General features: G+C 71.6%; 30 protein-coding genes and 1 pseudogene. 26 read left to right on the forward strand and 5 right to left on the reverse strand.

Annotated features, from left to right (window positions below; translation table 11 throughout):
• Nucleotides 1-77 precede the first annotated feature (77 nt).
• The 23 genes from ACWD2L_RS24595 to ACWD2L_RS24705 all read left to right on the forward strand — a co-directional run bounded on the left by ACWD2L_RS24595 (nt 78) and on the right by ACWD2L_RS24705 (nt 20,471).
• Nucleotides 78-611 (forward strand): helix-turn-helix domain-containing protein, encoded by a 534-nt coding sequence (locus ACWD2L_RS24595; RefSeq protein ID WP_451191371.1) that lies wholly within the window; start codon nt 78-80, stop codon nt 609-611.
• A gap of 6 nt (nt 612-617) precedes the next feature.
• Nucleotides 618-1,877, forward strand: coding sequence for a PBSX family phage terminase large subunit (locus tag ACWD2L_RS24600; protein ID WP_451191374.1), 1,260 nt, complete (start codon nt 618-620; stop codon nt 1,875-1,877).
• 4 nt (nt 1,878-1,881) lie between these two features.
• Nucleotides 1,882-3,360, forward strand: coding sequence for a phage portal protein (locus tag ACWD2L_RS24605; RefSeq protein ID WP_451191377.1), 1,479 nt, complete (start codon nt 1,882-1,884; stop codon nt 3,358-3,360).
• An 18-nt stretch (nt 3,361-3,378) separates the two neighbouring features.
• The gene (locus ACWD2L_RS24610) at nt 3,379-5,745 is read left to right on the forward strand and encodes a phage minor capsid protein (RefSeq protein ID WP_451191379.1); all 2,367 of its coding nucleotides are present in this window, start codon (nt 3,379-3,381) and stop codon (nt 5,743-5,745) included.
• A 2-nt stretch (nt 5,746-5,747) separates the two neighbouring features.
• Nucleotides 5,748-5,933, forward strand: a complete 186-nt coding sequence (locus ACWD2L_RS24615) for an Rmf/CrpP fold protein (RefSeq protein WP_451191381.1) — start codon at nt 5,748-5,750, stop codon at nt 5,931-5,933.
• Nucleotides 5,934-6,033: 100 nt separating this feature from the next.
• Complete coding sequence (locus ACWD2L_RS24620) at nt 6,034-6,645, forward strand: hypothetical protein (RefSeq protein ID WP_451191384.1); 612 nt, start codon at nt 6,034-6,036, stop codon at nt 6,643-6,645.
• Nucleotides 6,646-6,662: 17 nt separating this feature from the next.
• Complete coding sequence (locus ACWD2L_RS24625; protein WP_451191387.1) at nt 6,663-7,670, forward strand: major capsid protein; 1,008 nt, start codon at nt 6,663-6,665, stop codon at nt 7,668-7,670.
• Nucleotides 7,671-7,674: 4 nt separating this feature from the next.
• The gene (locus ACWD2L_RS24630; RefSeq protein ID WP_451191390.1) at nt 7,675-7,863 is read left to right on the forward strand and encodes a hypothetical protein; all 189 of its coding nucleotides are present in this window, start codon (nt 7,675-7,677) and stop codon (nt 7,861-7,863) included.
• Nucleotides 7,864-7,867: 4 nt separating this feature from the next.
• Nucleotides 7,868-8,257, forward strand: coding sequence for a hypothetical protein (locus ACWD2L_RS24635; protein ID WP_451191393.1), 390 nt, complete (start codon nt 7,868-7,870; stop codon nt 8,255-8,257).
• 17 nt (nt 8,258-8,274) lie between these two features.
• Nucleotides 8,275-8,568: a hypothetical protein gene (locus tag ACWD2L_RS24640; RefSeq protein WP_257133630.1), complete on the forward strand. Its 294-nt coding sequence runs from the start codon at nt 8,275-8,277 to the stop codon at nt 8,566-8,568.
• Nucleotides 8,565-8,918: a minor capsid protein gene (locus ACWD2L_RS24645; protein ID WP_114528225.1), complete on the forward strand. Its 354-nt coding sequence runs from the start codon at nt 8,565-8,567 to the stop codon at nt 8,916-8,918. The genes ACWD2L_RS24640 and ACWD2L_RS24645 overlap by 4 nt, the downstream gene beginning before the upstream one ends.
• Nucleotides 8,911-9,333, forward strand: coding sequence for a minor capsid protein (locus ACWD2L_RS24650; RefSeq protein ID WP_451191396.1), 423 nt, complete (start codon nt 8,911-8,913; stop codon nt 9,331-9,333). The genes ACWD2L_RS24645 and ACWD2L_RS24650 overlap by 8 nt, the downstream gene beginning before the upstream one ends.
• A gap of 11 nt (nt 9,334-9,344) precedes the next feature.
• Nucleotides 9,345-9,815, forward strand: coding sequence for a phage tail tube protein (locus ACWD2L_RS24655; RefSeq protein ID WP_451191398.1), 471 nt, complete (start codon nt 9,345-9,347; stop codon nt 9,813-9,815).
• Between the two features lie 2 nt (nt 9,816-9,817).
• A complete protein-coding gene (locus ACWD2L_RS24660) occupies nt 9,818-10,288 on the forward strand; it encodes a hypothetical protein (RefSeq protein WP_451191402.1) in 471 nt (156 codons plus the stop codon).
• Between the two features lie 256 nt (nt 10,289-10,544).
• Complete coding sequence (locus tag ACWD2L_RS24665) at nt 10,545-12,593, forward strand: phage tail protein (RefSeq protein ID WP_451191403.1); 2,049 nt, start codon at nt 10,545-10,547, stop codon at nt 12,591-12,593.
• A 2-nt stretch (nt 12,594-12,595) separates the two neighbouring features.
• On the forward strand, nt 12,596-13,930 hold the full coding sequence (locus ACWD2L_RS24670) for a phage distal tail protein (RefSeq protein ID WP_451191406.1): 1,335 nt from the start codon (nt 12,596-12,598) through the stop codon (nt 13,928-13,930).
• Between the two features lie 12 nt (nt 13,931-13,942).
• The gene (locus ACWD2L_RS24675) at nt 13,943-14,941 is read left to right on the forward strand and encodes a hypothetical protein (protein WP_451191408.1); all 999 of its coding nucleotides are present in this window, start codon (nt 13,943-13,945) and stop codon (nt 14,939-14,941) included.
• A 10-nt stretch (nt 14,942-14,951) separates the two neighbouring features.
• Entirely contained in the window at nt 14,952-16,049 is a 1,098-nt protein-coding gene (locus tag ACWD2L_RS24680; protein WP_451191410.1) for a hypothetical protein, read from the forward strand.
• Nucleotides 16,049-16,873, forward strand: a complete 825-nt coding sequence (locus tag ACWD2L_RS24685; protein WP_451191412.1) for a hypothetical protein — start codon at nt 16,049-16,051, stop codon at nt 16,871-16,873. The genes ACWD2L_RS24680 and ACWD2L_RS24685 overlap by 1 nt, the downstream gene beginning before the upstream one ends.
• Nucleotides 16,873-18,678, forward strand: a complete 1,806-nt coding sequence (locus tag ACWD2L_RS24690; RefSeq protein WP_451191414.1) for a hypothetical protein — start codon at nt 16,873-16,875, stop codon at nt 18,676-18,678. The genes ACWD2L_RS24685 and ACWD2L_RS24690 overlap by 1 nt, the downstream gene beginning before the upstream one ends.
• 64 nt (nt 18,679-18,742) lie before the next feature.
• Nucleotides 18,743-19,801, forward strand: a complete 1,059-nt coding sequence (locus ACWD2L_RS24695) for a peptidoglycan-binding protein (protein WP_451191417.1) — start codon at nt 18,743-18,745, stop codon at nt 19,799-19,801.
• Nucleotides 19,802-19,866: 65 nt separating this feature from the next.
• Nucleotides 19,867-20,130, forward strand: coding sequence for a hypothetical protein (locus tag ACWD2L_RS24700; protein WP_451191419.1), 264 nt, complete (start codon nt 19,867-19,869; stop codon nt 20,128-20,130).
• Nucleotides 20,127-20,471: a hypothetical protein gene (locus tag ACWD2L_RS24705; RefSeq protein WP_451191421.1), complete on the forward strand. Its 345-nt coding sequence runs from the start codon at nt 20,127-20,129 to the stop codon at nt 20,469-20,471. The genes ACWD2L_RS24700 and ACWD2L_RS24705 overlap by 4 nt, the downstream gene beginning before the upstream one ends.
• A gap of 59 nt (nt 20,472-20,530) precedes the next feature.
• Here the strand turns inward: ACWD2L_RS24705 and ACWD2L_RS24710 are convergent, their stop codons facing one another.
• Entirely contained in the window at nt 20,531-21,883 is a 1,353-nt protein-coding gene (locus ACWD2L_RS24710; RefSeq protein ID WP_451191424.1) for a transcriptional regulator, read from the reverse strand.
• A 138-nt stretch (nt 21,884-22,021) separates the two neighbouring features.
• Here ACWD2L_RS24710 and ACWD2L_RS24715 point away from each other — a divergent pair, with 138 nt between their 5' ends.
• Genes ACWD2L_RS24715 through ACWD2L_RS24725 form a run of 3 tightly spaced genes read left to right on the forward strand, consistent with a single transcriptional unit; the run spans nt 22,022 to nt 23,252 of the window.
• Nucleotides 22,022-22,456, forward strand: coding sequence for an ATP-binding protein (locus ACWD2L_RS24715; RefSeq protein ID WP_451191426.1), 435 nt, complete (start codon nt 22,022-22,024; stop codon nt 22,454-22,456).
• Nucleotides 22,453-22,938, forward strand: coding sequence for a hypothetical protein (locus ACWD2L_RS24720; RefSeq protein ID WP_451191428.1), 486 nt, complete (start codon nt 22,453-22,455; stop codon nt 22,936-22,938). The genes ACWD2L_RS24715 and ACWD2L_RS24720 overlap by 4 nt, the downstream gene beginning before the upstream one ends.
• A complete protein-coding gene (locus ACWD2L_RS24725; RefSeq protein WP_451191431.1) occupies nt 22,938-23,252 on the forward strand; it encodes a hypothetical protein in 315 nt (104 codons plus the stop codon). The genes ACWD2L_RS24720 and ACWD2L_RS24725 overlap by 1 nt, the downstream gene beginning before the upstream one ends.
• 174 nt (nt 23,253-23,426) lie before the next feature.
• On the opposite strand, the pseudogene ACWD2L_RS24730 reads toward ACWD2L_RS24725, so the two are convergent.
• The 4 genes and pseudogenes from ACWD2L_RS24730 to ACWD2L_RS24745 all read right to left on the reverse strand — a co-directional run.
• Nucleotides 23,427-23,693, reverse strand: a pseudogene (locus tag ACWD2L_RS24730) (AMP-binding protein); the annotation flags it as partial.
• A gap of 121 nt (nt 23,694-23,814) precedes the next feature.
• Nucleotides 23,815-24,402 (reverse strand): SigE family RNA polymerase sigma factor, encoded by a 588-nt coding sequence (locus ACWD2L_RS24735; protein ID WP_351332045.1) that lies wholly within the window; start codon nt 24,400-24,402, stop codon nt 23,815-23,817.
• Nucleotides 24,403-24,624: 222 nt separating this feature from the next.
• A complete protein-coding gene (locus ACWD2L_RS24740; RefSeq protein ID WP_351332048.1) occupies nt 24,625-25,791 on the reverse strand; it encodes a lipid-transfer protein in 1,167 nt (388 codons plus the stop codon).
• Nucleotides 25,788-26,183 (reverse strand): MaoC family dehydratase, encoded by a 396-nt coding sequence (locus tag ACWD2L_RS24745; protein ID WP_351332277.1) that lies wholly within the window; start codon nt 26,181-26,183, stop codon nt 25,788-25,790. Before ACWD2L_RS24745 ends, ACWD2L_RS24740 begins: the two co-directional genes overlap by 4 nt.
• Between the last annotated feature and the right edge of the window lie 20 nt (nt 26,184-26,203).

The raw sequence follows: 26,203 nt of genomic DNA on the forward strand, positions 1-26,203 counted from the left end.
GGGGCGCCGACAACCCGAACGCCCCGTCGGCCCACCCCCGGCGGGGCGTTCGCATGCTCGGCGAGGAGGTGTCGCCGATGGCTCGCCCCATCACGGCCGCCGACCGCCGCAAGGTGCGCGAGCTGCACGCCGCGGGTGAGTCCCGCAACGCAATCGCCCGCACGCTGAAACGTTCCCCCTCGACCGTCTCGAAGATCGCCGGCAACCTCGACCCGCCCCTATCGTTCGACCGCGCCGAGCAGGTCGAGGCCGCTACCCGCGTCCGTACCGCCGACCTCGCCTCACGCCGCGCCGGCCTCGCCCTCGACCTACAGGCCGCCGCCGAGCGCCTGCTCGGCCAACTATGGGAACCGACCACGCACGGCGAGTTCGCCGGCCGCGAGGGCGAGTGGCACGAGACCCACCTACCGCAACCGCGGTTCGGCGATCAACGGGCGATCGTCGCGTCGGTACAAACCGCCGTCGGCACCTCGCTACGCCTCGCCCCGGCGGAGGGCGGAGAGAACGCCGAGCAGGTGCGCAGCATGTTGGGCGCCCTCGGCGAGGCCCTGACACAGGCCGCCAACGACGACCAGGCCCTCGACGACGACGGGGGCGACGCCGGGGGGTGAGCCGTCGTGCTCGACCTCGACCGTCTGCCCCTGTCCCGTAAGCAACTCCGGTCGATCGGCCAGGCGACCGCCCGTATCAACTTGTGGCATGGGTCGGTCCGGTCCGGCAAGACGATCGCCTCGCTACTCGCTTTCGTGATCGCCGTCGCCACCGCGGGACCGTCCGGCCTGATCATCATCGTCGGGCGCAGCCTCCAGACGATCGAACGCAACGTTCTGGAGCCCCTACAGGATCACGCGTTGTTCGGGCCCCTCGCCCGGCACGTCGTGCACACCAGGGGCGCCACGACGGCGACGATCCTCGGCCGCACCGTCCACCTGATCGGCGCCGCCGACGCGCGGGCCGAGGGCCGCCTACGTGGCCTTACCGCCCAGCTCGCTTACGTCGACGAGGCAACCCTGTTGCCCGAAGGGTTCTGGACCCAGCTACTTGCCCGGTTGAGCGTCCCGAGCGCCCGCCTGTACGCCACCACCAACCCGGACAGTCCGAGGCATTGGCTCAAGGTCGGATACCTCGACCGGATCGCCGAACTCGACATGCGGGCGTGGCATTTCAAGCTCGCCGACAACCCGTCGTTGTCGGCGGAGTACGTCGCATCGCTCGCCGCGGAGTACACCGGCCTATGGCGCCGGCGCATGATCGACGGCGCGTGGGTCGTCGCCGAGGGCGCGATCTACAGCGAGTGGGACGAAGACCGGCACGTCGTCGACGAGTTGCCCGCGATCCGGCGCCATTGGGTCGGGATCGACTACGGCACCACGAACCCGTTTAGCGCGATCTTGCTCGGCCTCGGCGTCGACGACCGCCTGTACGTGTGCGCCGAGTGGCGATTCGACTCGCGCACCGCCCACCGGTCCATGACCGACGCCCAGTACAGCGCCGCCGTCCGGGCGTGGCTCGCCGACCAGGGCGTCGGGCCCGAGTGGACGTTCGTTGACCCCTCGGCGAAGTCGTTTTCCACCCAGCTATGGCAGGACGGACACCCGGGCCTCGCGCGCGCCGACAACACGGTCGCCGACGGCATCCGGTCAGTGGCCGCCCTGCTCGCCGCCGGCCGCCTGTACGTACATCGGTCGTGCGACGGCCTGCTCGGCGAGATGCCCGGCTATTCGTGGGATCCCAAAGCCACCGAGCGAGGCGAGGACGCCCCCTTGAAGATCAACGACCACAGCGCCGACGCACTGCGGTACGCCGTCCACTCGACGTCGCACGAGTGGCGCCACCTGCTCAGCGCGCGCCAGTCCGACCCCACGACCAGGAGGTGACCCCATGGCACTGCCCGAGAACGGCGCAGCGTGGCCGCCCCCCGAGTGGGCCGCGTACTACGACCGGATAGCCGTCGACGACGCGTGGTACTCCGGTGACCGGGGCCGCCTCGCCCGGATCTACGGCCGCGAGCAGAAGACACCGCGCCGCCGCCTGTGGGCCCGCCGCAGCACCGCGCACCGGCCCGGCCGGGACACCCGCCTACACGTCCCCCTCGCCGGCGATATCGCCCAGACGTCCGCCGACATGCTGTTCGCGGACATGCCGCGCGTCGTCGTCGAGGACGCCCGGACACAGACCCGCCTCGACCAGTTGCTCGCCGACGGGCACACACAGCAGATGCTTTTGTCGGCCGCCGAGCAGTGCGCCGCCCTGTCCGGGGTCTACCTCCGGGCGACGTGGGACCGCGACCTAGTCGACCGTCCGCTACTCACCGCCGTGCAGCCCGACAACGCCATCCCCGAGTGGCGATTCGGGATGCTCGCCGCGGTGAACTTCTGGCGGGAACTGTCCGGCAGCACGACACAGGCCGTATGGCGACACGTCGAGCGGCACGAGCCCGGCCGGATCGCCCACGCGCTCTACCAGGGCAGCGGCGACAACATCGGCCGCCGCGTCCCGCTCACCGAGCACCCCGACACGGCCGCCCTGGTCGGCAGCATCGAGCAGGACGGCGAGTCGACGACCACCGGTATCCGCCGGCTCACCGCCGCGTACATCCCGAACATGACCCCCAACCGGCTGCACAGGGGATCACCGATCGGGCGCAGCGACTACGCCGCGCCGATCTATGACCAGCTCGACAGCCTCGACGAGGTGTGGACGAGTTGGATGCGCGACATTCGCCTCGCCCGCGCGCGCCTGATCGTTCCGGACGGGTACCTACGGAGCAACGGCCCCGGCCGCGGCGCGTCGTTCGACGAGGACGCCGAGGTATACGCACAGCTCAACATGCCGCCGACCGAAAACGGCGGCATCACCTTGAGTCAGTTCGAGATCAGGGTCGAGGAGCACCAGCGCACGGCCGAGGCACTGACCAGGCAGGCCGCCCAGTCGGCCGGCTACGCGGCACGGTCGTTCGGCCTCGACCAGGACGGCGGCGCCGCCCGGACCGCGACCGAGGTCGACAGCGACGACGACAAGAGCACGATTACGCGCAGGAAGAAGGCAGGCCACTGGAAACAGGGCATGTCCGACGCCCTGTTCGCCGTGCTCGAACTCGACGTCGCGCACTTCGGCAGCGGGGCGCCCGCGGAACGCCCGCGGGTGGAGTTCCCCGACGGAGTCGCCGAGTCGCCGCTCGACACCGCGACAACCCTTGACCTGCTCAACCGCGCACAGGCCGTGTCGACCGCAACCCGGGTCAAGATCCTGCACCCGGATTGGAACGACACGGAGGTCGCCGCCGAGGCCGCCGCGATCCTTCGGGAGACCGGCACCGCCGCCCCGGACCCCGGCGACACGTACCCGCTCGCCGCGTAGACGACGAGGGGGTGCGCCGTGCCGATTCACCCGGGCATGGTCGAGGTTCTGGCCGAGACGACGCGCGACACCTACGCCTCGGCCGAGGAGCGGCTGTTGGGCATCATCGCGCGCCAGCTCGCCAAGGGACTTGACGCGCCCGGGTGGGTCGAGGCCAAGCTCGCCGCCGTGCAGCAGGTACGCCGCGCCGCACAGGCCGTCGTCGACGAGTTGGGGAAGGCGACCACCCTCGACGTGTTCGACGCGGTCGCCGAGGCGTACAACGTCGGGCACCGGTCGGCCGTCGCCGAGTTGGGCGCCCTGTCCGACGAGGCCCGCGCCCTGGTCGACGAGCGCACGCCGAACGCCCAGGCCGTCGACAGGTTGGCGCAAGAGGCCGTCGACGTCGTCACCGCGACGCATCGGTCGATTCTCCGCGCCGTCGTCGACGGTTTCCGGGCCGTCATCGCGTCCGTGGCCGCCACGCCCCTACTCGGCACCGGCACCCGCCGGCAGGCCACACAGGACGCGATGCGGGCGTTTGCCGACCGCGGGATACAGGCGTTCGTCGACAAGGCCGGCCGCCGCTGGTCGCTTCCCTCTTACGCCGAAATGGCAGTGAGGACCGCGACCGCGCGGGCCGCGACCGAAGCGCACATGCGGACCCTGGAGACCGCCGGCGTCGAGCTGGTCGTCGTCAGCGACGCCCCGCGCGAGTGCTCCTTGTGCGCCCCGTGGGAAGGCCGCGTGTTGACGATCAGCGGGCCCGCGGGGGCGCGCACGGTCGAGGCCGAACACGCCACCGAAGACGGCCGCATGGTGCCCGTCCGCGTCGCCGGCAGCCTCGACGAAGCGCGCGCCCGTGGGTTGCAGCACCCGAATTGCCGGCACTCTGTGAGCCTGTACTCGCCCGGCCTCACCCGGATCGAGCAGGCGACCAGCGACCCGGACGGGTACGCCGCCGGGCAGCGACAGCGCGAGATCGAGCGGACCATACGCAAGTGGAAGCGCCGCGAGGCCGCCGCCGTCGACCCCGTCGGGCAGCGCGTCGCCCGCGCCAAGGTACGCCAGTGGCAAACCGCGATGCGCGACCACTTGAAGGCGCATCCGGACTTGCGCCGCCTCCCGCACCGCGAACAGCTCGACCCGTCGGAGCAGCCCGCGAAGAAGCGCGAGGAGGCCCGCCGGCAGAACCCCGACCCGACCCCCGAGCAGGTCGAGGCCGCCCGCGTGTGGTCGGGCGACGACGCCAGCGTGCGCGCCATGAGCGACGACGACCTCGCCGCCGCCATGCGCTCGAACCTGCTCGACGACCGCGCCCGAGCAAGGATCGAGGCCGAGGCCGACCGCCGCGACCTCGACGCCCTGCTCGACCGCGCCGCGCCCCGCGGCACCCTCGCCGCCGACCTCACGCCGTTCAGCGACAGCGAGCTAGGCCGCGTGATCGGCCACGTCGACGACGCCGACGCACTGCGGATCGCCGCCGAACTGGACCGCCGCGACGTCGCCGCCCGACTCCCGGGCGTCCGCCCGGATCTGGTCGGCCTGTCCGACGACGAACTCGCCGCCCGCGTCCGCCACGCCATCGAGCACGGGACCGACGACGTCGACCAGCTCGCCGCCGAGGCGCACCGCCGCGACATGCTCGCCGCGATGTTCCCCGGCGGACGCCTGGTCGACGACCTGCCCACCCTCGGCGACGACGACCTCGCGTGGGTCATGCAGTACGCCAACGACGGCGAACTGTTGCGGATCGCCGACGAGTTCGACCGCCGAGACGGAGTCGACGCGGCGCCGCTCCCCGAGCCGGCCGACACGGGCGACCCCGTGGCCGACCTGCTCGCCGACCGCGACGCCCTCGCCGAGGTGATGGGCGCCGTACCCGATCCGATCGTGTGGGGCGCCCTCGCCGGCGACGGCGAGGCCACCGCGCCACGGGATTGGGCAGCGCTCAGCGACGAGGAAATCGAGGCCCTACCCGACGAGGAGTTCGCGCAGTTCCGCAACTCCGAGGCCGCCGCCGCCTACTGGCAGCGCGTCGAGGAGCGCGCGGCGAAGGCCGCCGAGGACGCCGGCGACGAAGCCGTGCCCGAACACCGCATCACCCGGGCCGAGGCCCGAGAGATGTACTGGGAATGGGTGCAACGGCAGATCGCCGACGCCGAGGCCGCCACCAACGGCTACATGTTCAACAAGAAGTACGCCACCAAGGGCTACTCGTACGAGTCCCTGTTCACCGGCCCGCACCGCATCGGCTACGCCCGCGCGTCCGACGAACTCAAAGAGTGGTGGGAGACCCACCCGCGCCTCACACAGGCCGAGTTCATCACGCAAGTCACCGGCAAGACGCAGCGTTGGGCGACCGGCGCGAGCGAGAATCGGTGGGGCGAGCAGATGAAGAGGTGAGCATGGGCGCGCGAGGCGACATCATCCGGGCGACCGTCGCGGGACGGAAGGCCGGCCGGGACGGCGAGCGCGCGAGCGCCTGCCCGTACCCGGCCACGTCCCTACTCCGGACCGCGTGGATCAAGGCGTACGCCGAGGCCCGCCCCGTTCCGGCCGACGTCGTCGAGGACGACCAGGCCGTCGAGTAGCACCACCCCAGCACCACACCCCGAAGGGGGGTCCGCCACCACGGCGGGCCCCCCTTTCGCATGTCCGCACCCCCCCCGCCACGTCCCACGAGGAGCCACCGTGCCCGAGCAGCCCCCGAACCCGAACCCGTCCGGCGACCCCTCGACGGACCCGGCCAACCCCCCGGCACCCCCGGCCGGACCGCCGACGCCGCCCGCGCCCCCGGCCAACCCGCCGGCCCCGCAGGGCGACCCGCAGCAGCCCGCCGAGGGCGACGTGTCCGCGCTCCCCGAGTGGGCCCAGGAACTCATCAAGAAGGCGCAGGAGAAGGCCCCGGCCGACCCGCCGCAGCCGACCCCGCCCGCGCCCGAGCCGGCCGCCGAGGGCGACCTGTCCAAGCTCCCGAAGTGGGCGCGCGACCAGCTCGGCCAGGCGCAGGAGCAGGCCCGGACCGCCGCCGTCCATGCCGCCGTACTGCGCATCGCGCCGACCGCCGGCGCCAACGCCGCGGCCCTGCTCGATTCGCAGTCCGCCATGACCGCGCTTGCCGCGGTCGACACCAACGACCAGGCCGCCGTGACCGAGGCGATCAAGACCGCCGTACAGGCACAGCCGCACCTCGCCGCCGCCGTCGGCCCCGCCCGTGGGGGCGCCGACTTCAGCAGCGCCACCCCGCCCGAGCGCAAGCCCGGATCGCTGCACGACGCAATCGCCGCCCGTCTGGGCGCCTGAACCTAGGAGCACCGCACATGCCCGTCACTCTCGCCGAGGCGAAGAACAACGCTCAGGACGACATCGACGTCGCCGTGATCGATGAGTTCCGCAAGGAATCCGCCGTTCTCGACTCGCTCACGTTCGCCGACGTCGTCAACCCCGCCGATGGGGGCGACACCCTCACGTACGGATACCGCCGGCTGATCACCCAGCCGACCGCGTCGTTCCGTCCGATCAACACCGAGTACACCGCGTCGGAAGTCCAGACGCAGCGCTACACCGTCGATCTCAAGGTGATGGGTGGGGCGTTCCGCGTCGACCGCGTCGTCGCCCGGATCGGTCCGGCCGCGTCCGGCGCCGTCACGCTCAACATGAGCCAGAAGATCAAGGCCACCCGGACCCAGTTTCAGGACACCGTGATCAACGGCGACACCGCCGTCGACGAGGAGTCGTTCGACGGCCTCGACAAGGCCCTCGCGGGCAGCTCGACCGAGTTCCGCGCCGGCGTCGTCACCGACTGGTCGGATTTCGACGCGAACGCCCGCGCCGAACACAAGGCGCTCGACGCCATCGACGAGTGGCTGTCGCTGCTCGACGGATCGCCGACGATCATCCTCGGCAACAAGCGTGCGCTTGCCCGCGTGCGGGCCGCCGCGCGCCGCGCCGGCATGTACACACAGAACCCCCTCGACGGCCTGCTCGGCCCGAACGGTCGCCCGATCGTCCGCGAGCAGTACGGCGACATTGTTTTCGCCGACCCGGGCGACAAGGCCGGCTCGAACGACCCGATCATCCCGGTCGAGACCCGCACCGTCGGCGCACAGGCCGACGTGACCGGCCTTACCGACCTGTACGCGTACCGCGTCGGTCTGGACGGTTTCCACGGCGTGGCGTGCATGGGCGGGACCGTCGTCCGTCAGTGGCTCCCGGACTTCACGTCGCCGGGCGCCGTCAAGTTCGGCGAGGTCGAACTCGGCCCCGTGGGCGTCGCGCTCAAGAGCACCAAGGCCGCGTCTGTCTTCCGCAACGTCAAGGTGGGCTGAACCCATGGCAGTTATCCACACCCCTGTGAAGGGATTCAGCGGGCCCGGCGTGGCCGGCCTGATGTTCGTCGACGGCCGCGCCGAGACCGACGACGAGGGCGTGATCGCCTACGCCCGTCGGCACGGCTACGACGTCGAGGACACCGCGCCGAAGCGGAAGCCCGCGGCGAAGCCCGAGACGCCGAAGGAGTAGGCCGGTGCCCCGGATCTACGCGACGCCCGAGCAACTGGCCGCGTGGACCGGGGAACCGGCCCCGGCCGACGCCGAGCGCCGGCTCGCCCGCGCGTCGAGCGACGTCGACGCCGCCCTGTTGTGCGCGTTCTACGACACCAACAGCGCCGGCCTACCGACCGAGCCGCACGTCGTGCAGGCCCTCGCCGACGCCGTGTGCGCACAGGTCGAGTACCAGGAAGCGACGGGCGACGACGGAACCGGCGCATCGGGGACGTGGGGCAGCGTCGCTATCGGCCCCGTGTCCCTCGGCGACCGCCGAGACAACCCGCGCGCCCCGGGCGACGTCGACCTCGCCCCCCGCGCACACCGCGCCCTCATGTTGGCCGGCCTGCTCCCGGGGGTGATCTTCTGAGAGTCCCCCGATTCCTGTTGCGACACCGCGTCGTCGTCGAGCCGTACGACGGCGACAGCGCGTACGGCCCGACCTACCGGCCGCCGTTCGAGGTGCGGGCTCTGGTCGCCGAGGCGACCAAGCTCACCCGCAACCGCGAGGGCGTCGAGGTCACGTCGACCGCTCAGGTCATCACCGAGCCCGACCTCGACTGTCCGGCCGAGTCCCGCCTCACGCTCCCGTCGGGCCGGATCACGAAGGCGCTCAGCGTCGCCAACCACACCGCGCCCGGCCTGCCGGTGCCGCAGTCCACGGAGGTGATGTGCGAGTGACGCAGCGAACCCGGCTCCGTTGGAACGGTGGCGCAGCGCTCCGCGGTACCAAGAGCGGCGCCGCCCGCGGCCTACGCCTCGCCGCCGAGCACGTGCTCGCCGAGTCCCGCCGGATCGTCCCCATTGAAGAGGCCACCCTCGAACGCTCCGGAGTGGCGACCGTCGACGAGTCGTCCCTGACGGCCGCCGTCAGCTACGACACCCCGTACGCGATCAGGCAACACGAGGAGATGACCTATCGGCATGACGCCGGCAGGTCGGCGAAGTACCTCGAAAAGCCCCTGACGACCGAGGCGCCCGTCGTCGCCGAGATCGTCGCCGCCGCCGTGCGGAGGTCGCTCCGTGGCTGACGTCACCGACGGCGCCGCCCGGTACCTCGACGGCCTCGGCCTGCTCGACTACGACCCCGCCGGGAAGACCGGCGACACGTTCGTCGAGCGCATGCCCGCGGCCCCGGACGCCGCCGTATGCCTGTCGCTGTACGACGGCGGCGCCCCCGACGCCCGCAACGCGTACGACGCCGTACGGCTACAGGTGCGCGTGCGCGGGGGACCGGACCCCCGCGTGTCCCGCGACCGCGCGTGGGCGATCTACAGCGCCTTGCACGGCCTCGCCGGCGCCGACCTCCCCGACGGAACGTGGCTCATCCTCGCCGCCGCCCGCGGCACCCCCGGGCCGATGGGCGCCGACGCCCTCGGCCGTCACGAGCACGTCGTGAATTTCGATCTTGACGTGTCGTCCCCCAGCACTCACCGCACCGAATAGGAGGCCCCAGCATGGGACGCCCCATTGACGCCCGCGGGTGGGCATTTGAGGTCGAGGACATAACGACCCCGGCCACGCCCGTATGGCACCGCATCGGCAACGTCAACTCCTGGTCGTACAGCCCGTCGGAGAACGAAGAGACCGCCGACACCACCACCAACGACAGCGAAGGCGCGTACGAACAGGACGTCATGCAGCGTGGCGCCACGCTCGAAGTCACCGGCCTGTGGTCGCAGACCGGCACCGTCCGCGACCCCGGACAGGAGTACATCGACGACGTGTGGGCGTACCGCCTCGGCAGCGAGTCGCGTAACCGCGTCCGCTACCGCCACAAGTCCCAGACCAAATGGACCATTTGGGAGGCCACCGTCACGCCCGGCGAACAGGGGGGCGAGCACAACGCCAAGGTGGGTTGGGGCGCCACCTTCACTCGCTGCGGACTCCCGACGACCGCAGACGTCGCACCCGACCCGGAGGCGTGACCATGATCGAGCAGCACGACCAGGCCCTCGACGACGACGACCAGGCGCTCGACGACGTCACCGACTTTGACCAGTTTTTCGCCGAGCAGACCAGCACGCGCCGCGGCCTGCCGCTCCGTCTGTTCGGCCGTACGTACACCCTCCCGCCGTCCCTCCCCGCGCTCTACGTGCTCCAGCTTCACCGCGTGATGCACTCGGCGAACGCGGAGGACGTTTCGCGCCTGCTCGCCGCCCTGTTCGGCCCGGATGCCCTGAACCACTGGGCAGAGAACGGCATGGACGACCGACAGCTCGGCATCGTCCTGATGTGGTCTACCGCCAACGTCGCCAAGCCGGGCGCCATGTCCATGGAGCAGGCCGCCGCGGAGTACGACCGCCGCGAGGCCGCCAAGGCGGGAAAAGCACAGAGGCCGGCGACGGCGAGGCCGAAGAACCGCCCGAAGAAGAAGCGGCCCAACTCTGGACGGCGGTAGTCCGCCACTGGGGCGCGGTCGAGGCCGACCTACGCCGCGAGTACAAGCTCACCGCCGCCGACGTCGCACGGCTCACCGTGCGCGAGTTCCTGGTCTGCCTCGGCGGCCTGTCCTCCGACTCAAGATTCGCCCGGATGTGGCGCGCGACGCCTCGCGTCGTGACCGACCCGGACGAGATCGCACGACTCACCAGCGGGTGAGCAGCACGACAACTCAATAGCGGGCGCCTGACCGGCGCCGATGTGGGGGTGAACCAATGGCCCTCACCATCGGCGAACTGGTGGGCTATATCGACCTCGACGCGTCCGGGGCCGACGAGGGAGTCGCCCGGACCGAGGCCGCAATGGCGGGTCTCCAGCGGGACGCCGACGGCCGGTTGCGGGATCTCCGCGGCCGGTTCGTCGCGGCTGGCTCCGAGATGGGGGGCGCCCTCGGCGACGGCATCGGCGGGGGCGCCGAGGAAGCGGGGCGCGGCCTCGCTGGCGTCGGCCCCCTGCTCGGCGCCGCGGCGACGAGCACCAAGCTACTGTCCGCGGGCGCCCTCGGCGCCGCGGGCGCGCTCGCCGCCGTCCCGCTCGCCGTAATCGGCCTCGGCGCGAAGGTGCTCGCCGAAAACGAGCAGGTCAAGGGCGCTTTTAGCGACCTCGGCGAGCACGTCAAGGGACAGATGCAGTCCCTTGCCGAGCCGCTGGTCGAGCCGTTCGTCGGCGCGGCCGGGCAGCTCAAGGGGATCTTTGACGACCTCGCCCCGCAGATCGGCGCCCTGTTCGAGGGCGTCGCCCCGCTGGTCGAGCCGCTAGTCGAGGGAATCGGCGGCCTGGCCAAGGGCGCCATGCCCGGCCTGGTGGCCGCGGTCGAGGCCGCGGGCCCTGTGATCGACGCCCTGTCGACCGGCCTCGGCGCGGTCGGCGAGGGCGTCGGCGGCCTGTTCGAGGGCATCGCCACGGGGGCCGGTGGCGCCGCCGAGGGACTGGGCGGCCTGCTCGGCGCGGTAGGCGAGATCCTGCCCGCGCTGGGCGGCCTGATCGGCACGCTCGCCGAGGCCGGCGGGCCCGTCCTCGCCGCGCTCGCCAAGGCCCTGGTACCGGTCGTCAAGGGTCTGGCCGACGCGCTGGGCCCCGCGCTCGCCGCCCTCGGCCCGCCGCTTCAAACGCTGATCGGCGCGCTCGGCGAAGCGCTGATGCCGATCGTCGGCGAGCTGGGCCCGGTCCTGGCCGCCGTTGCAGAAACGTTCGGCCTGGTCCTGGAGGGCGTTTCGCCCATACTGCCCATACTGGGGCAGTTGATCGGGGCGATCCTGCCCGTTTTCGCGGAGCTGCTGACCGCGCTACAGCCGCTACTCGTCACCCTCGGCGGCGCGCTCGCGCAGGTCATGACCGCGGTCGAACCGCTGGTCCCGGTCATCGGCGAACTACTGATGGCCGCGCTCGACGCGCTCATGCCGATCATTACGCCGTTGATCGGCCTGGTCGGCAAGCTCGCCGAGATCCTGGCCGGCGGCCTCGCGCAGGTGATCACGTCCGTCGTCCTGCCGATCCTGCAAGCCGTCGTCGCGCTGCTGCAAGGCGACTTCGACAAGGCGTGGCAGCTCGCCAAGACCGCCGTACAGAACGCGGCGAAGCTGGTCGGCGAGGCCGCCGGGAAGCTCGCCGAGTGGGTCGGTAAGGGCATCGGCGCCGCCGTCGACTGGATCAAGGGACTCCCCGGCAAGGCGTACAACGCCCTGTCGCCGCTCGCCGGACAGCTCGCCGAGCGGGCGCGCTCCGCCCTGTCGTCCTTCAAAACGTCCGTGATCAACAAGGCCGGCGAAGCGATTGCGTGGGTCCGCGGACTGCCCGGCCGGATCTCCTCGGCGATCGGATCTCTCGGCTCGCTGCTGGTCGACAAGGGGCGCGACGTCGTGCGCGGCCTGTGGAACGGCATCAAGGGCATGGGTAGTTGGCTCAAGTCGACCTTGACCTCTTGGGCCAAGGACTTGATTCCGGGCCCGATTGCGAAGGCTCTCGGTATCGCCAGTCCCTCGCGCGTCATGGCGCGCGACGTCGGCCGCTGGATTCCCGCCGGCGTCGTTCGAGGCATCCGGGGCGGACAGGGCGCCGTCGACCGCGCCATGCGGTCGCTGGTCACCACGCCCGACGTTCCCCAGCTCGCCACCGCGGGCGCCACCGTCGGCGCCTACGGCTCGCCGTTCGCCCCGTCCGGCGGGGGCGCGACCGTCCAGATCGAGCATTGGCACGCCGCCGAGAACGGCACCCCCGACGACAACGCGAGGTCCCTCGCATGGCTCGCCAAGGCAAGGGGGTAGCGATGACCGTCGCCACGATGGGCGCCGCCGGCGCCCTGGTCACCCGGCCGGGACACGTCCAGTACGGCGACCTACTGCTCGGCCCCGACACCCCGTACCGGTGGCGCACGCTCACCGGGTGGGGCGACCTACCGCCGCTGGATTCCGGCAGCGTGCAGCGCGCGGACGCGCACGGCGCCTACCCCGGCCAGTTGCTCGCGCAGTCGCGGACGATCGGCGTCGACGGCCTGGTCGTGCGCGCCCCCCGCGCGCAGATCGGCGAGGTCGTCGGCCGGCTCGAATCCGCGACCGCGCCGCGCGTCGACGAGATCCCTCTCGTTGCGTGGCTCGACGAGCGCGGGCCCCTTGTGTCCTTCGCTCGTGCCGTGCGCCGCGCCGTACCCACGACGACCGGCTACCGCCTCGGCACGATCGTGGGCGGGGCGATCGAGTTCGTCGCCACCGACCCGCGCCGATACGCCCTCGCCGAGCAGGTCGCCACGGCGACGCTCCCCGTGTCCGAGTCGGGCCTGTCGTGGGAGTCGGCCGAGGCCGAGGTGTTGCCCGCCGACCAGGCCGCGGGCGTCGGCGAGGTCTGGCGTTGGTGGAGCGCCGGCGACCCGGTCATCACGGGCGACAACGTCGGCCCCGTGTCCGTGCAGCCGCTCGCCGAGGCCGTCGAACTGGTCTGGGCCGCCGACGGAAACGACTACGGGTGGCCCGCCACCGCCGGGCAGACCGTCACGTTCGCATCGGACGTCGCCGACGCACAGGGCGCGATCATCACTCTTCGGTGGTGGGGCGCGGCCGGCCAGCACCTCGCCGACGAGGCGAGCACCCCGGGCGCCGCGTCGCTCACCGGGACCGCGCCGGCCGGCGCCGTCACCGTGCAACCGGTCGTCCTGTTCCCCGCAGCGCTCCCCGCCCCCGTGCCCGTGGGCGCGTCCTCGCTCCGGATCAGCACGGGCGCCGACGTCCTCGCGTGGCCGCTCAACTTCGGCGAGCCGGGCAGCACCGGCCGCCTGTCCGTCGTCAACCCGGGCAGCGCCGAGACGCACCCCGTCGTCGAGTTCCGGGGCCCGGTCACCGCGCCGAGCCTGATCAACACCGCGACGGGCGACGCCATCGAATACGACCTACCGCTCGCCGCCGGCGACGTCCTGGTCGTCGACACCCACGCCGGAACCGTGACGCTCAACGGCACCGCCTCGCGGCTCTACGCCGCGACGTCCCGGTCGGTGCCCGAGCAGACGTTCACGATCGCCCCCGGCACCTCCCCCCTGATGTTCCGCGCCGCGCCCGGCAGCAGCGACCCGGCCGCGTCCGTCGCCGTGCGCTACCGCGCCGCCTACTGGTAAGGAGTTCCCGCCGTGACCGTGCGCCCCGCATGGCTACTGCCCTTGGGGCAGACGAGAGAAGACACCCGCCTCGCCCCCGTCGGCACATGGTCGCCCGAGGGCGAGATACGGACCCGCGACGGAGTGATTCCCGGCGGCGCCCCGTTCGCCGCGACCGGCGCCGGCGCCATGTCCCTACAGATCGGCGTCGGCCGCGCCGCCGTGCAGGGCACCACGGCACAGGGGGCGTACCCCGTCGCCGTCGACGCCCCCGAGGTCGTCACGTTCACCGACGGGAACGCACAGTTCACCCGGATCGACGCCGTGATCTTGCGCGTATACGACGGCCTGTTCGACGAGAACGAGAGCACCCTCGCCCGGATCGAGGTCGTCGAGGGCGAGGCCAACGCCACGCCCACCGCGCCGAACCTCCCGCCCTGCTCGCTGCGCTTGTGGGACGTCACCGTACCCGCGGGCGCGTCCGCGGGCGTGGGCGGTATCGACTGGAACAGCGCCCTCGCCGACCGCCGCCGGTACACGGCCGCCGTGGGCGGGATCATCCCGCGCGGGTGGGGACTCAGCTTCGACGGCGCGTACGACGGGCAGTACCGCGACACCGGGGGCGTCCTCGAACGCTGGAACGCCACCGACGGGCAGTGGGAGACCTACCGGCCGCCCGAGCGCCCCGTCGAGACCATCAGCGGCGGCCTGTCCGTCGCGTCCGGCTGGTCCCTGAGCAGCTTCGACGCCCGCCGCCGTTCGGGCGTCGTGCAGTTCCTCGGCTACTTCGTGCGGACCGGCGCGAACCTCCCCGCCAACCCGAACATCGGCGACACCCTGGTCGCCACCCTCCCCGCCGGATGGCGCCCGATCGTCCTGCTCGAAGCCCTCGCCAGCAACGGCTACGGCCTCGGCGCCGTCGCCATCGGAAGCGACGGAAAGATGACCCTCCGTTCATGGGCGGGTGGCCAGAACACCGACGGCATCGAGAAGAGTACGAACGTGCGGATCGCCGCGACGTTCGTGCAGTAGGGGGCGCCGCGTGCAGTCCCCTTACCGGTTCGTGTTCACCGACCTACGGTCCGACCAGGTGCTCGACACCCTGCCCGTGCAGGGCGTCAGCCTCGACGACTTCATAGGCAAAACCGGCCGGCTCACGGGCAACGTGCCCATCCCGAACCGGCAGATCGCCGAGCGCGCCCGCAGGGCGTTGCAGCCCGGCCGGACGGGCGTATGGGTCGAGCGCGGGACCGAGATTTGGTGGGGCGGCATCCTGTGGACGCTGCAACTCGCGTCCAGCGCCCGCGGATTTCTCACCGCACAGATTCAGTGCGGGGGGTGGGAAAGCTACCTGTACCGGCGCCTGTTGCTCGACACACAGGTCGCCGACGACGTCGACCAGTTCGACATCGTGCGCGGCCTGGTCGACTACGCGCAGTCGACGCCCGGGGGCGACGTCGGGATCACCTACGACGGCGAGCCGTCCGGGGTCACCCGCGACCGAGAGTTCTCCCGCTACGACCTCCCCACGATCGGCGACCTGATCGACCAGCTCGCCGCCGTCGAGCGCGGTTTCGAGTGGCGCGTCGCCAGCTACCGCGACAGCAACGGCCGGCGCGTCAAGCGCCTGATGTTGGGACACCCGATCATCCGGGCGGGAACGGCCGAGATCGTGCTCGACCACCCCGGCCGCATCCTCACGTACACGTGGCCGCACGACGCGTCGACCCTCGCCAACGGGTGGCAGTCCCGCGGCGCCAGCATCAACACCAACCAGGCCGCCGACAGTGTGCCGCTCATGTCCGAGCGCCTGGTCGCCGACGACGACATAACCGCCGGGTGGCCGCGCCTCGACGGATCGTCCGATCACACCACGGTCGAGCAACAGAGCACCCTCGACGCGCACGCGCGCGCCGACTGGACCGCCGCCCGCCGGCCCGTCCAGATCCCCGAGGTCGAGGTGTTGCTCGGCGACAACGTGTCGCCCGCCCTGCTCGGCGCGACCGTCCGCGTCCGCATCCGGGACCTGTGGCACCCCGACGTCCTCGACGCCCGATACCGCGTCGTCGGCCTCTCCATCAACCCGCCCGAACGAGGCCGCCCCGAAACGGCCCGGCTCTACTTGGAGGTAGCCGAGTAATGGCGTACGTCCCGCAAGACCTGCTCGACCGCGTCGCCGCCCTCGAACGCGAGGTGCGCACCCTCCGCGGTCGGGCGCAGATGCGCCCTGCCCTTAACGAGATCCTGAACGGCGACGTACGGATCGGCGAGGGTGGCCGGCTGATCGCCGAGGCCGCGAACGGTAACCGCGTCTTCATGACCGGCCAGGACCCCGAGGGCGATTGGGCCGTCGGCATGGCGAGGTCGGTGTCGGGTACGGCCGCCCTCACCGTCGGCGACGAGTACAACGGCAGCGGCGCTGGCCAGATGATCCGCACATGGTCACGGTCCGGCGAAGTGATCATGATGGACGACGCATGGTGCGACTGGATGCTCGGCCGCCCATGGATGCCCTTCCCGATGAACCCCACCGCCATACAGGGCTACGAGGGCGGGACCGGGTGGGGTTTCGCGTGGGTCGGCCGAGGCCCGGCACAAAACGCCGTCCTGGTCCTCAAGTTCTCGACGATCAGCTCGAACGGCGGACAGGTCCGCGTGAACTACGTACGCGGCAGTGACTCGCGGACCCTCGGCACGTGGACGATCCCCAGCGGCTCGACGTGGGTCGACCGGACGATCGTGCAGCCGCTCGACGGCGCCGACTTCGGCGAGGAAGTCACGATTCAGATCGAGCACCGCAACAGCACCGCGGGCGCGATCGAGACGCGCGTGTTCGCCAGCTACACCCGCAACACCTTCAACGCCGGCGAGGTCCCCGACCCGCCCGCCAGCCTCGCCGCCGCAGCGACCGCCGAGGCGCGCGCCGTGCCCGGCGACCCCAACAAGCCCGATCAGGAGGCGTAGTGCTGCCCGAAGGAATCCCGACCGTCCGAGTCACCGGGCGATTCCTCACCCCCGAGGGCAAGCCCCTCGCCGGGCAAGTCATCTTCCGCGCCCCCGGCATGGTCACCTTCCCCGATTCCGACGTGATCCTCGGCGGGCCCGTCGCCGCGCCGCTCGACTCGACCGGCGGTTTCGACGTCGTGCTACCGGCCACCGACGCGCCCGACATGATCCCGACCGGCTGGTCGTACTCCGTCGCCGAACAGCTCGCCGGCGTGCCCATGAACCGCACCTATCAGGTGCTCTTGCCCGCCGAGACCCCGGCCGTCGACCTCGCCGACATCGCCCCGACCGACCCCACCACGCCGAACTACGTCGCCGTACGCGGCGACAGCGCGTACGAGGTCGCCGTCGAGGCCGGATTCGTCGGCACCGTCGAGCAGTGGCTCGCGTCCCTGATCGGCCCCCAGGGCGTCAAGGGCGACACGGGGCCCGTCGGGAGCCGCATCCACACCGGCACCGCCGCGCCGACGGCCGCCCTCGGCCTCGACAACGACCTGTACGTACAGCGCGAGTCGACGACGTTCCTCGGCGTCACGAGCGAGACCGTGACCGTGTGGCAGAAGGCCGCCGGGGCGTGGGCGCAGCAGGCGCCGAACGTGCGCGGCGCCGCCTGGTACGTGAACACCGGCACCACGGCGAGCACCCTCACAAAGCCGGGCGACATGCTGCTCAGGGTCGACACGGGCGACGTGTGGCAGCGCACGGCCGGCGGGTGGGGGACGGCCGTCGGCAACCTCAAGGGCCCCAAGGGAGACAAGGGCGACCAGGGCGCGGCCGGTACAGCCGGAGCGCCCGGCGTCGTCCAGAGCGTCAACGGCATCAGCGCCGCCGCGGTCGTCCTCGACGCGGACGACGTGGGCGCCGTACCGGCCACCGCGCCGGGCGCGGCGAACGGCGTCGCCCAGCTCGACGGGACCGGCAAGGTCCCCGCCGCTCAGCTCCCCGCGCTCAGTGGCGGAGGGACCGTGCAGACCGTCGCGGGCAAGAGCCCAGACGCGAACGGAGACGTCGCCCTGGTCCCGGCCGACGTCGGAGCAGCGACGGCCGCGCACACGCACACGGCCGCCGCCGTCGGCGCCCTCGCCACCACCGCCCGCGCCGCGGCGAACGGTGTCGCCAGCCTCGACGCGTCGACCCGCGTCCCGATCGCCCAGCTCCCGGCCGCCGCCGGCCGGAACATGTGGACCCCGCAAGCGCTGGGATTCGCCGCCTGGTCGTGCGACCCGTACACCGTGGCGAACCCCGTCCCCAAGTACCTGAAACCGCAACGCCTGTTCTTCGTCGGCTTCAACATCACGGAGACCACCACGGTCAACAGGATCGTGATGTTCGCCCGCGGGTACGGCGGAGTGACGACGAACCGGTACCGCGGGGCGATCTACCGGGACACGGGCGCGAAGGTCGTCGAGTCGGCCGGCGTCGCCCTCACCATGGCCGGCCAAGAGGCCGGAAGCCTGCCCGCTATGGAGACCAACCACGTCGGGGCCGTGCCGCTCACGATCGCCTCGACCTCGCTCGCCCCCGGCCGGTATTGGGTCGCCTGGTCGCTCGTGACCGGCGGTACGGCCGATTTCGCGTTCTTCCACGTGCAGAACGAGTCGCCCATCGCAACGGCGAACTTCTGGATGCCCGGCAGCGCGTTCGCGCGTGCCTGGTACACGGAAGGGCAGACCAACGCAGCACTACCGGCCACCGTGAGCCAGACCGCCGCCGGCGTCCTCGCCGACCATGACATCCCGATCATGGCGCTCGCCAACGTCTGACCCCTGCTCGACCCGCACGCCCCGCGCACCGCGCCGGGCGTTTTTTCATGTCTGGAGACACCCCATGTCCGTGAAGATCGTCAGCCGTTCCGCGTGGGGCGCCAAGCCGTGGGACAACGACCCGCGCAGCGACGGCCCCGCGTACGTCAGCATGGCCCGGCGTACTGAGTTCTTCGTCCACTACGACGGCGCGCACCACATCACCGCGACCGGCTACGCCATCCCGCGCGCCATCGAGGCGCAGCACCTCGCCCAGGGGTGGGCCGGCGTCGGGTATCACTTCGTCGTCGACCAGGCCGGCAACGTCTACGAGGGCCGAGGGTGGACGCGCCAGGGTGCGCACTGCCCCGGCCACAACGTGTCGGGCCTCGGCGTACAGATCGCCGTCGGTGGCGACCAGGAGCCGAGCGAGGCCGCCCTCGCCGCGTGCCGCGCCCTGTACGACGAGGCGTGCCAGCGTGCCGGCCGCACCCTCGCCAAGCGAGGCCACCGCGACGGCATCGCCACCCAGTGCCCCGGTACCAAGCTCTACGCGTGGGTACAGGCCGGCATGCCCGCCAAGGGCTACAAGCCGCCCACGGGTGGCACCGCGCCGGGCGTCGCCCGCTATCAGGTGACCATCAACGGACTGTCCTACGGCTACGGCGCCGAGGGCAGCCACGTGACCCGCGTCGGCGAGGCCCTGGTCGCCAAGGGACACGGCGACGCCTACGAGGTCGGCCCCGGGCCCAAGTGGACCGACGCCGACACCGAGGCGTACGCGGCCTATCAGCGCAGTCTCGGTTTCAGCGGCGCCGACGCCGACGGAGTGCCGGGGGAATCCTCGCTGCGCTCCCTGCTCGGCACCCTCCCCGGCAAGACCACGGCCAAGCCGAAGCCCAAGCCGCCGGCGTTCCCCGGCCGCGACAAGTTCGGCCCCGGCAAGCGCAACACGTACGTGACGCGCCTCGGCGAGGCCCTGGTCGCCAAGGGATACGGCCGCTTCTACAAGGTCGGCCCCGGGCCGTCCTGGTCCGACGCCGACCGCAACGCCGTACGCGCCTTCCAGCGCGCCCAGGGGTGGACCGGCAGCGACGCCGACGGCTACCCCGGCCCGGAGACGTGGCGCCGCCTGGTCGCCTGACCACCCCCCACGCCCGCCCGGCACCGCGCCGGGCGGGCCCCCGCCCAACACCCCGAGAGGTCCCCATGAACCCGAAGAACACCCGCGCCGTCCGTACCGCGATCCAGACGTTCGCCGCGGTCGTCGCAGTCGTGCCCGCCCTCGCCGCGGTCGTCGCCGACTCTGGCGAACTCGCCGCCGCGGCCCCGTGGCTGGTCGGCGCCGCAGCCACGGCCGCCGCGGTCGCCGGCGTCGTCGCCCGCGCCATGGCACACCCGACCGTCGAGGCCCTGCTCGACCGGTTCGGCCTCGGCCTGGTCGACGACGACAAGGAGCCCACCGCGCCGTGACGACCCAGCCCTCGCCGTCCGATCCGGCCGCGGTCGCACTGGAATTGGAGCGCATCCGGCGGACGATCGAGGTCGGGTTTACCCGCACCGACGGCGCCCTCGCACTGCTCGTTCAGCGCCACGACCAGACGGACGAAGCACTCAAGGCCCACGCCCGCCAGATCGACGACCACGACGCCCGCCTCGACGTCCTCGAACGAGGAGAGACCGAACGCCAGAAGCGCAACGACACCCGCCTCGACGCCCTCGAACGGGCCCGCTGGCCGCTCCCGTCGGTGGCCGCCCTGGTCGCCCTGTGCGGCCTGCTGCTGTCTCTCTGGCAGCTCGCCAACCGATCATGAGAAACGCCCCCCGCACGGCCACGTACGGCCGTCGCGGGGGGCGTTCTGTCGTTCCGGGCCTACGCCGCGGCGACCAACTCGCGCGCGTGCTCGTTGAAGTCGGCGACCAGGCGGTCGCTGCCGAAGGGCTCCATGCGCCGCTGTAGATCCTGTACGGCCTCGACCGCGCGCGAGGACTTCACCTGTCCCGACAGTTTCAGTGTCCGCATACCGGCCGAGTACGCCGCGTCGAGGTCCCGCCGTTGCAGGTGGGACACGGCAAGGGCAGCGTGCGACATGGCGCCACGGCGGGCCCGGTTCTGCATCTTGGCGTGTTCGATCGACCGGTTCGCGTGTTCCTCGGCCGCCTTGGCGTCGCCCATGTCCCGCATGGTGTTCGCGTGCTCGCCGTGCAGGTACGCCGGGTCGATGAACTCTGCCCAGTCCGGTTCGGTGGCGAGGTCGGCCCGCGCGTACGCCCGTTCCGACTGCACCACCGCACGGGCCGCCGCGACCTTGTCGTCGAGCAGGGCGAGCGCCCGAGCCTCCAGACACCACAGGTCCGCGAGGCAGGCCGGCGAGTCCGCCCTCGCCAGTCCGTGACGGCCGGCCTGTGCCAGGCGCCGACCCTCGGCCGGGTCGCCGAGTAGCGTCGCCTGATCGGCCATGCCCGCGAGGACGTGCGCACCCAACGGGGCGTTCTGTGATTCCTCGGCGAGGCGTAGCGACTGAATCAAGTACCGCTGCGCGGTGCTGTGCTCGCCGTTGTCGTACGCCATCCAGCCGAGTAGATAGGTCTGCTCGGCCGCGGCCTCGCACAACGCACGCCGCACCGTGTCGTCATGCGACCGCCGCAACAGCGGGTAGACGTGGAAATTCATGTACTCCGCGAGGACCAGGCGCCCGGACCCGCCGCCCTGGAGCACGTCCATCCGTTGGAACGACGCGAACATGTTCTTCACCGAGAGCACATCTTCGAGGCGCACCCGCGGGCCCGGTTCCGGCTCTTGGTCGAGGGTGGCCAACAGCCAGTCCCGCGAGGGACCGACACCGGCAACGGCCGCAAACGGCGCGGCTGCAAGGAACTTACGACGATCCACGTCAGCTCTCCCCAGGTCGGCTACGACTTCCACCGTAGCCGCGAAAGAGGGGTCATACGTGAGCGCTGCCTCGGTCGAATTGCCCTCGCCGAGGCCGAGGTCGTACGTCGTGATGCGCCACCCGAAGTGATCCGAGAACACTCCCGCGAGAATGTCAGGGACCGGCGCACGGGGCGTTTCGCCTTCCAACCACCGCCGCACACGCGTCGCGTTGGGCGCAACATTCGGTTGCCCCCACTGCTGCGCCTTCGATTGCACGCGTCGGGCGAGTTCCTTGCGGCTGATTCCGGAACGCCCCAGCCAGTAGCCCAGTTGCTCATTCGGTGAATTCATCCCCGCACCCTCCGCGACCGTGGGCGACGAAAGCGACACCCTTCGACACCCCCCTCGACGGTACCCGCCCTTTCGTCACGGGTGTTGCCTGTACGACGAAACTCATCCGCTCGTGACCGCAGCTCCAAAGGGGTTGGCATGAACGAACGACGGCAGGCCCCGGCGCCCTGCTGTGCGCCGCCCTCCGGGCCCCCAGCACAGGCCATGTTCCCCAAGAGCATGGAGGCACCCGCACAGGCTCGCGCGTACGTGCGCGACCTCCTGACGCACGACGATGCACCGCTCGACGACGACCGCCTCGACGACGTCTTACTGATCGTCTCGGAGCTGGTCACGAACGCCTACAGGTACGGCACCGAACCCGAAGACTCCGTTCTCGTCGCCGTCCTGACGACGCCCGAGCGCGTGCGCGTCGAGGTGCACGACCCACGACGCACCCGCCCTCACATGCGCAACGAGTCTGGGGAGCGCGCCCGCGGGCGCGGCCTGCACATCGTCGACAGCCTCGCGGCCCGATGGGGAACCGACGACCGGCCATTCGGCAAAGCCGTATGGGCAGAGGTGAAGCGATGACAACAGAACCCGCCCTGTCCTTCCGGGCCGTGCCCGGCCCCGGTTTCGCCGCCGGGTGCACCGTGTCGACGTGGCTCGACGTAGGCGGCCTCTCGGCCCCGGTCGGCTACGTCCTGATCGGCCACGCGCCCCCGTGGCGCCCGAGGGAATCGGCCGAGTCGATCGAGGCCGGCCTGATGGGCATGGTCGACGCGATGCGCTTACAGCCGGCCGCCGACCGCGTACCGATCGTCGGCGCGCGGCTGCTGATCCGCGAGCGCTTCGCCGCCCTCGACTACGGACACCCCACATTCGTTATGCGGCTCCCCGCGCCCGGCGCCGACTGGCGTCGGCACGTCCTCGCCGGCGGTCCCGTCTGCGTGACGATCGGCCTCGACCCTCTACCGCCCGGCGCGGGCCCCGATGCCATCGGGGCGTACCTCGACCGCGTCTCCGCCACAAATCGCGCCTACATGGGCGCCACGACCCGCCGCGTCCGGTGATGGTCGAGGACCCCGGCGAGGTCGGCGAACGGCCCCTTCCCCCGTCCTTCATGTGGGCGTGTGCTGAGTGCACCATGCGGTTGCGGCGGCTCGCCGAAATGTGGGCCGCCCCCGAGGGGTGCCTCTGGGAACAACTACAGGTCGCCCGCCACATAGCCGAGACGCACCCCGAAGAGGTTCCCCCGCCGCACCTCGATGACTGCGAGCTATGCCCGTCGTACGCTCGCCACGACGCCGACGATCCGGGCGGGGTGTGGGCGGAGCACCGGACCCGGGACCTGTTCATGCCGCCCGGAATCGCCCGCCTGTTGTAGACCACTGGGGCGCACGCCCGCGCCGACGCGTGCGCCCTCGCCGCCTCTCCTCCGCCACGACACCGGCAGGGGAGGGAAGGGCCCGCCGCCGCCGTCATCCCCCGTGCGGCGCGGTAGGTCACACAGAACGGCCCCGGTACCTGATCAGACAGGTACCGGGGCCGTTCGCTGTTCCCCCTGGTCAGGGGGTGATGACCCACCGGATGTTTTGGGCACTCTGTTCCACATCAGCGTCGCGACCCGGTCGTCCTCGCGCACGCCGAGTCCGTCGCGCAGCGCGTTCGCGAGTCGGTGCGCGCGTTCGGCGGCCTCGCGGAAGCTGCGGCGGTGCGGCTCGGCCTCGCCGGTCCACGTGGTGATCTGGGACGATCCGTGCACCCGCGCGCCGTGTTGGAGAATGCGGGTCACGGTCAGCGGTACGTCCTGCATCGTGCTCAGCACGGCGTCCTCCCGGTGGGCGCTACGGAGCAGTAAGGGTCCGCTGATTCTCACTGCATACCAGGCGGTATGTCACTAGTTCCCGGGATGATCGATCAGCGAATCACCCAGGATGCGCCGCTGGTCACGCCGTGTGCCGCAGTTCCGGGTCCTCGCGGAGCTTGCCGAGCGCGCGCGACACCGCGCTCTTCACGGTGCCGATGGAGACACCGAGCACCTGGGCCGTCTGGGCCTCGCTCAGGTCCTCGTAGTAGCGCAGGACGACCATCGCCCGCTGCCGCGCGGGCAGTTTCGTGATGGCGCGCCACATCGCGTCGTGCAGCGCCTGCTGCTCGGCGGGGTCCCCGGTCGGCGCCTCCCGGTGCTCCGGCAGCTCGTCGCAGACGAACTCGTCCACCTTGCGCTTGCGCCACTGCGAGGTCCGGGTGTTCAGCAGGGCCCTGCGCACATAGCCGTCGAGCGCCCGATGGTCCTCGATCCGGTCCCACGCGACGTACGTCTTCGCGAGCGCGGTCTGCAGCAGGTCCTCGGCGTCGCACGGGTTCGACGTCAACGACCGGGCGGTGCGAAGCAGCACCGGCTGGCGCGCCCTGACGTACGACGCGAACGACGGATACGCCGAGTACGCGGTGGTTGCCGGGCGCGGCCCCGCGTGGGTGCGCGGAGCGGTCTCGGAAGCGCTGGAGCGGACAGGCACCAGGGTTGCGGTCATGGCTCCACGCTATGAGCGCCCCCTACTTCCGGGGATCGGCCGGAGGTCCCGAAACGGCGTCCGCCTCAGGTTGTACGAGGGGTGCTGGCCCCACCTCCTGAAGGTGGAGTCGGAGGCGATGTCCCCTGGGGGACGGCCCTGACTCCCCTGTACGCGGAGGGCACGCGGAGGGCACGCGGACGACCCCGGCGCCTCCCCAGCGTACGGGTCCGCTCACCCGCTTCAGCCGTCCGACCCCAGGATCAGACCCGAGGTGGGGACCCCGGTGCCGGCCGTGACCAGAGCGGTGGCCGCGCCGGGTATCTGGTTCACGGCCGTGCCGCGCACCTGCCGCACGCCTTCCGCTATCCCGTTCATCCCGTGCAGATACGCCTCGCCCAGCTGCCCCCCATGAGTGTTGAGCGGCAGCCGCTCCTCCGCCACGAAGCCGGCCGCCTCGCCCGGCGGGCAGAAACCGAACTCCTCCAGCTGCATGAGCACGAACGGAGTGAAGTGGTCGTAGAGGATCCCCACGTCGATGTCGTCGGGGCCGATCCCGGCGGTACGCCACAACTGCCGCGCCACGACGCTCATCTCGGGCAGGCCCGTCAGCTCGTCCCGGTAGAAGCTCGTCATCTGCTCCTGCGCGCGGCCCGCGCCCTGCGCCGCCGCCCGGATCACCGCGGGCGGGTTCGGCAGATCGCGGGCCCGCTCCGCGCTGGTGACGACGATCGCCTGCCCGCCGTCCGTCTCCTGACAGCAGTCGAGCAGCCGCAGCGGGTCGACGATCCAGCGCGACGCCGCGTGGTCGGCGAGCGTGATCGGCTTCTCGTAGAAGTACGCCGCCGGGTTCGTCGCCGCGTACTTGCGGTCCGTGACCGCGACATGGCCGAACGCCTCGGGCGTCAGCCCGTACGTGTGCAGATAGCGCTGCGCCGCCATCGCCACCCAGGACGCGGGGGTGAGCAGCCCGAACGGCAGGTTCCAGCCGAGCGCCGCGCCCTCCGCCGAAGGCTCCCTGTGCTGCACGCCCGAGCCGAAGCGCCTACCCGAGCGCTCGTTGAACGCCCGGTAGCAGACCACCACGTCGGCCACGCCGCTCGCCACCGCGAGGGCCGCCTGCTGCACGGTGCCGCAGGCCGCGCCGCCTCCGTAGTGCACCCGCGAGAAGAAGGAGAGCTCTCCCATGCCCGCGGCCTGCGCCACGGTGATCTCCGGGCTGGTGTCCATGGTGAAGGTGACCAGGCCGTCGACATCGGACGGGGACAGGCCAGCGTCGTCGAGCGCCGCGTGCACCGCCTCCACCGCGAGCTTCAGTTCGCTGCGGCCGGAGTCCTTGGAGAACTCCGTGGCACCGATGCCGACGATCGCGGCCTTCCCGCCGAGCCGATCCTTGCCGTGCACACTCATGTCGCGCTCCCCTCGGGTACGACGACCGTGACGGTGCCGGTGACGTGACTGCCGATCCCGTTCCTGCCGACGATCTTCACCTGCGCCGTGTCACCCGCCACCTCGGTGATCGTGCCGCTCAACACCATCGTGTCGCCCGGGTAGTTGGGCGCCCCGAGCCGTATCGCGACCTTACGTAGGACGGCGTCGGGGCCGAAGCGGTCGGTGATGTAGCGCCCCACCAGGCCGTTCGTCGTGAGGATGTTCATGAAGATGTCGGGGGAACCCTTCTGGTGCGCCAACTCCGCGTCGTGGTGCACGTCCTGGTAGTCACGGGACGCGATCGCCCCGGAGACGATCAGCGTCCGGGTGATCGGGATCGTCAAGGGCTCCAGCTCGTCCCCGGCTTTCATCCCGAGCTCTTCTCCGGCCT

The organism is Streptomyces sp. NPDC002754, assembly GCF_053592315.1.

Coding starts and splice junctions, on each gene's coding strand:
- ACWD2L_RS24595 (WP_451191371.1), top strand. CDS start 78: ATGGCTCGCCCCATCACGGCCGCCGACCGCCGCAAGGTGCGCGAGCTG.
- ACWD2L_RS24605 (WP_451191377.1), top strand. CDS start 1,882: ATGGCACTGCCCGAGAACGGCGCAGCGTGGCCGCCCCCCGAGTGGGCC.
- ACWD2L_RS24615 (WP_451191381.1), top strand. CDS start 5,748: ATGGGCGCGCGAGGCGACATCATCCGGGCGACCGTCGCGGGACGGAAG.
- ACWD2L_RS24625 (WP_451191387.1), top strand. CDS start 6,663: ATGCCCGTCACTCTCGCCGAGGCGAAGAACAACGCTCAGGACGACATC.
- ACWD2L_RS24630 (WP_451191390.1), top strand. CDS start 7,675: ATGGCAGTTATCCACACCCCTGTGAAGGGATTCAGCGGGCCCGGCGTG.
- ACWD2L_RS24655 (WP_451191398.1), top strand. CDS start 9,345: ATGGGACGCCCCATTGACGCCCGCGGGTGGGCATTTGAGGTCGAGGAC.
- ACWD2L_RS24660 (WP_451191402.1), top strand. CDS start 9,818: ATGATCGAGCAGCACGACCAGGCCCTCGACGACGACGACCAGGCGCTC.
- ACWD2L_RS24665 (WP_451191403.1), top strand. CDS start 10,545: ATGGCCCTCACCATCGGCGAACTGGTGGGCTATATCGACCTCGACGCG.
- ACWD2L_RS24670 (WP_451191406.1), top strand. CDS start 12,596: ATGACCGTCGCCACGATGGGCGCCGCCGGCGCCCTGGTCACCCGGCCG.
- ACWD2L_RS24685 (WP_451191412.1), top strand. CDS start 16,049: ATGGCGTACGTCCCGCAAGACCTGCTCGACCGCGTCGCCGCCCTCGAA.
- ACWD2L_RS24695 (WP_451191417.1), top strand. CDS start 18,743: ATGTCCGTGAAGATCGTCAGCCGTTCCGCGTGGGGCGCCAAGCCGTGG.
- ACWD2L_RS24700 (WP_451191419.1), top strand. CDS start 19,867: ATGAACCCGAAGAACACCCGCGCCGTCCGTACCGCGATCCAGACGTTC.
- ACWD2L_RS24710 (WP_451191424.1), bottom strand. CDS start 21,883: ATGAATTCACCGAATGAGCAACTGGGCTACTGGCTGGGGCGTTCCGGA.
- ACWD2L_RS24715 (WP_451191426.1), top strand. CDS start 22,022: ATGAACGAACGACGGCAGGCCCCGGCGCCCTGCTGTGCGCCGCCCTCC.
- ACWD2L_RS24720 (WP_451191428.1), top strand. CDS start 22,453: ATGACAACAGAACCCGCCCTGTCCTTCCGGGCCGTGCCCGGCCCCGGT.
- ACWD2L_RS24725 (WP_451191431.1), top strand. CDS start 22,938: ATGGTCGAGGACCCCGGCGAGGTCGGCGAACGGCCCCTTCCCCCGTCC.
- ACWD2L_RS24735 (WP_351332045.1), bottom strand. CDS start 24,402: ATGACCGCAACCCTGGTGCCTGTCCGCTCCAGCGCTTCCGAGACCGCT.
- ACWD2L_RS24740 (WP_351332048.1), bottom strand. CDS start 25,791: ATGAGTGTGCACGGCAAGGATCGGCTCGGCGGGAAGGCCGCGATCGTC.
- ACWD2L_RS24745 (WP_351332277.1), bottom strand. CDS start 26,183: ATGAAAGCCGGGGACGAGCTGGAGCCCTTGACGATCCCGATCACCCGG.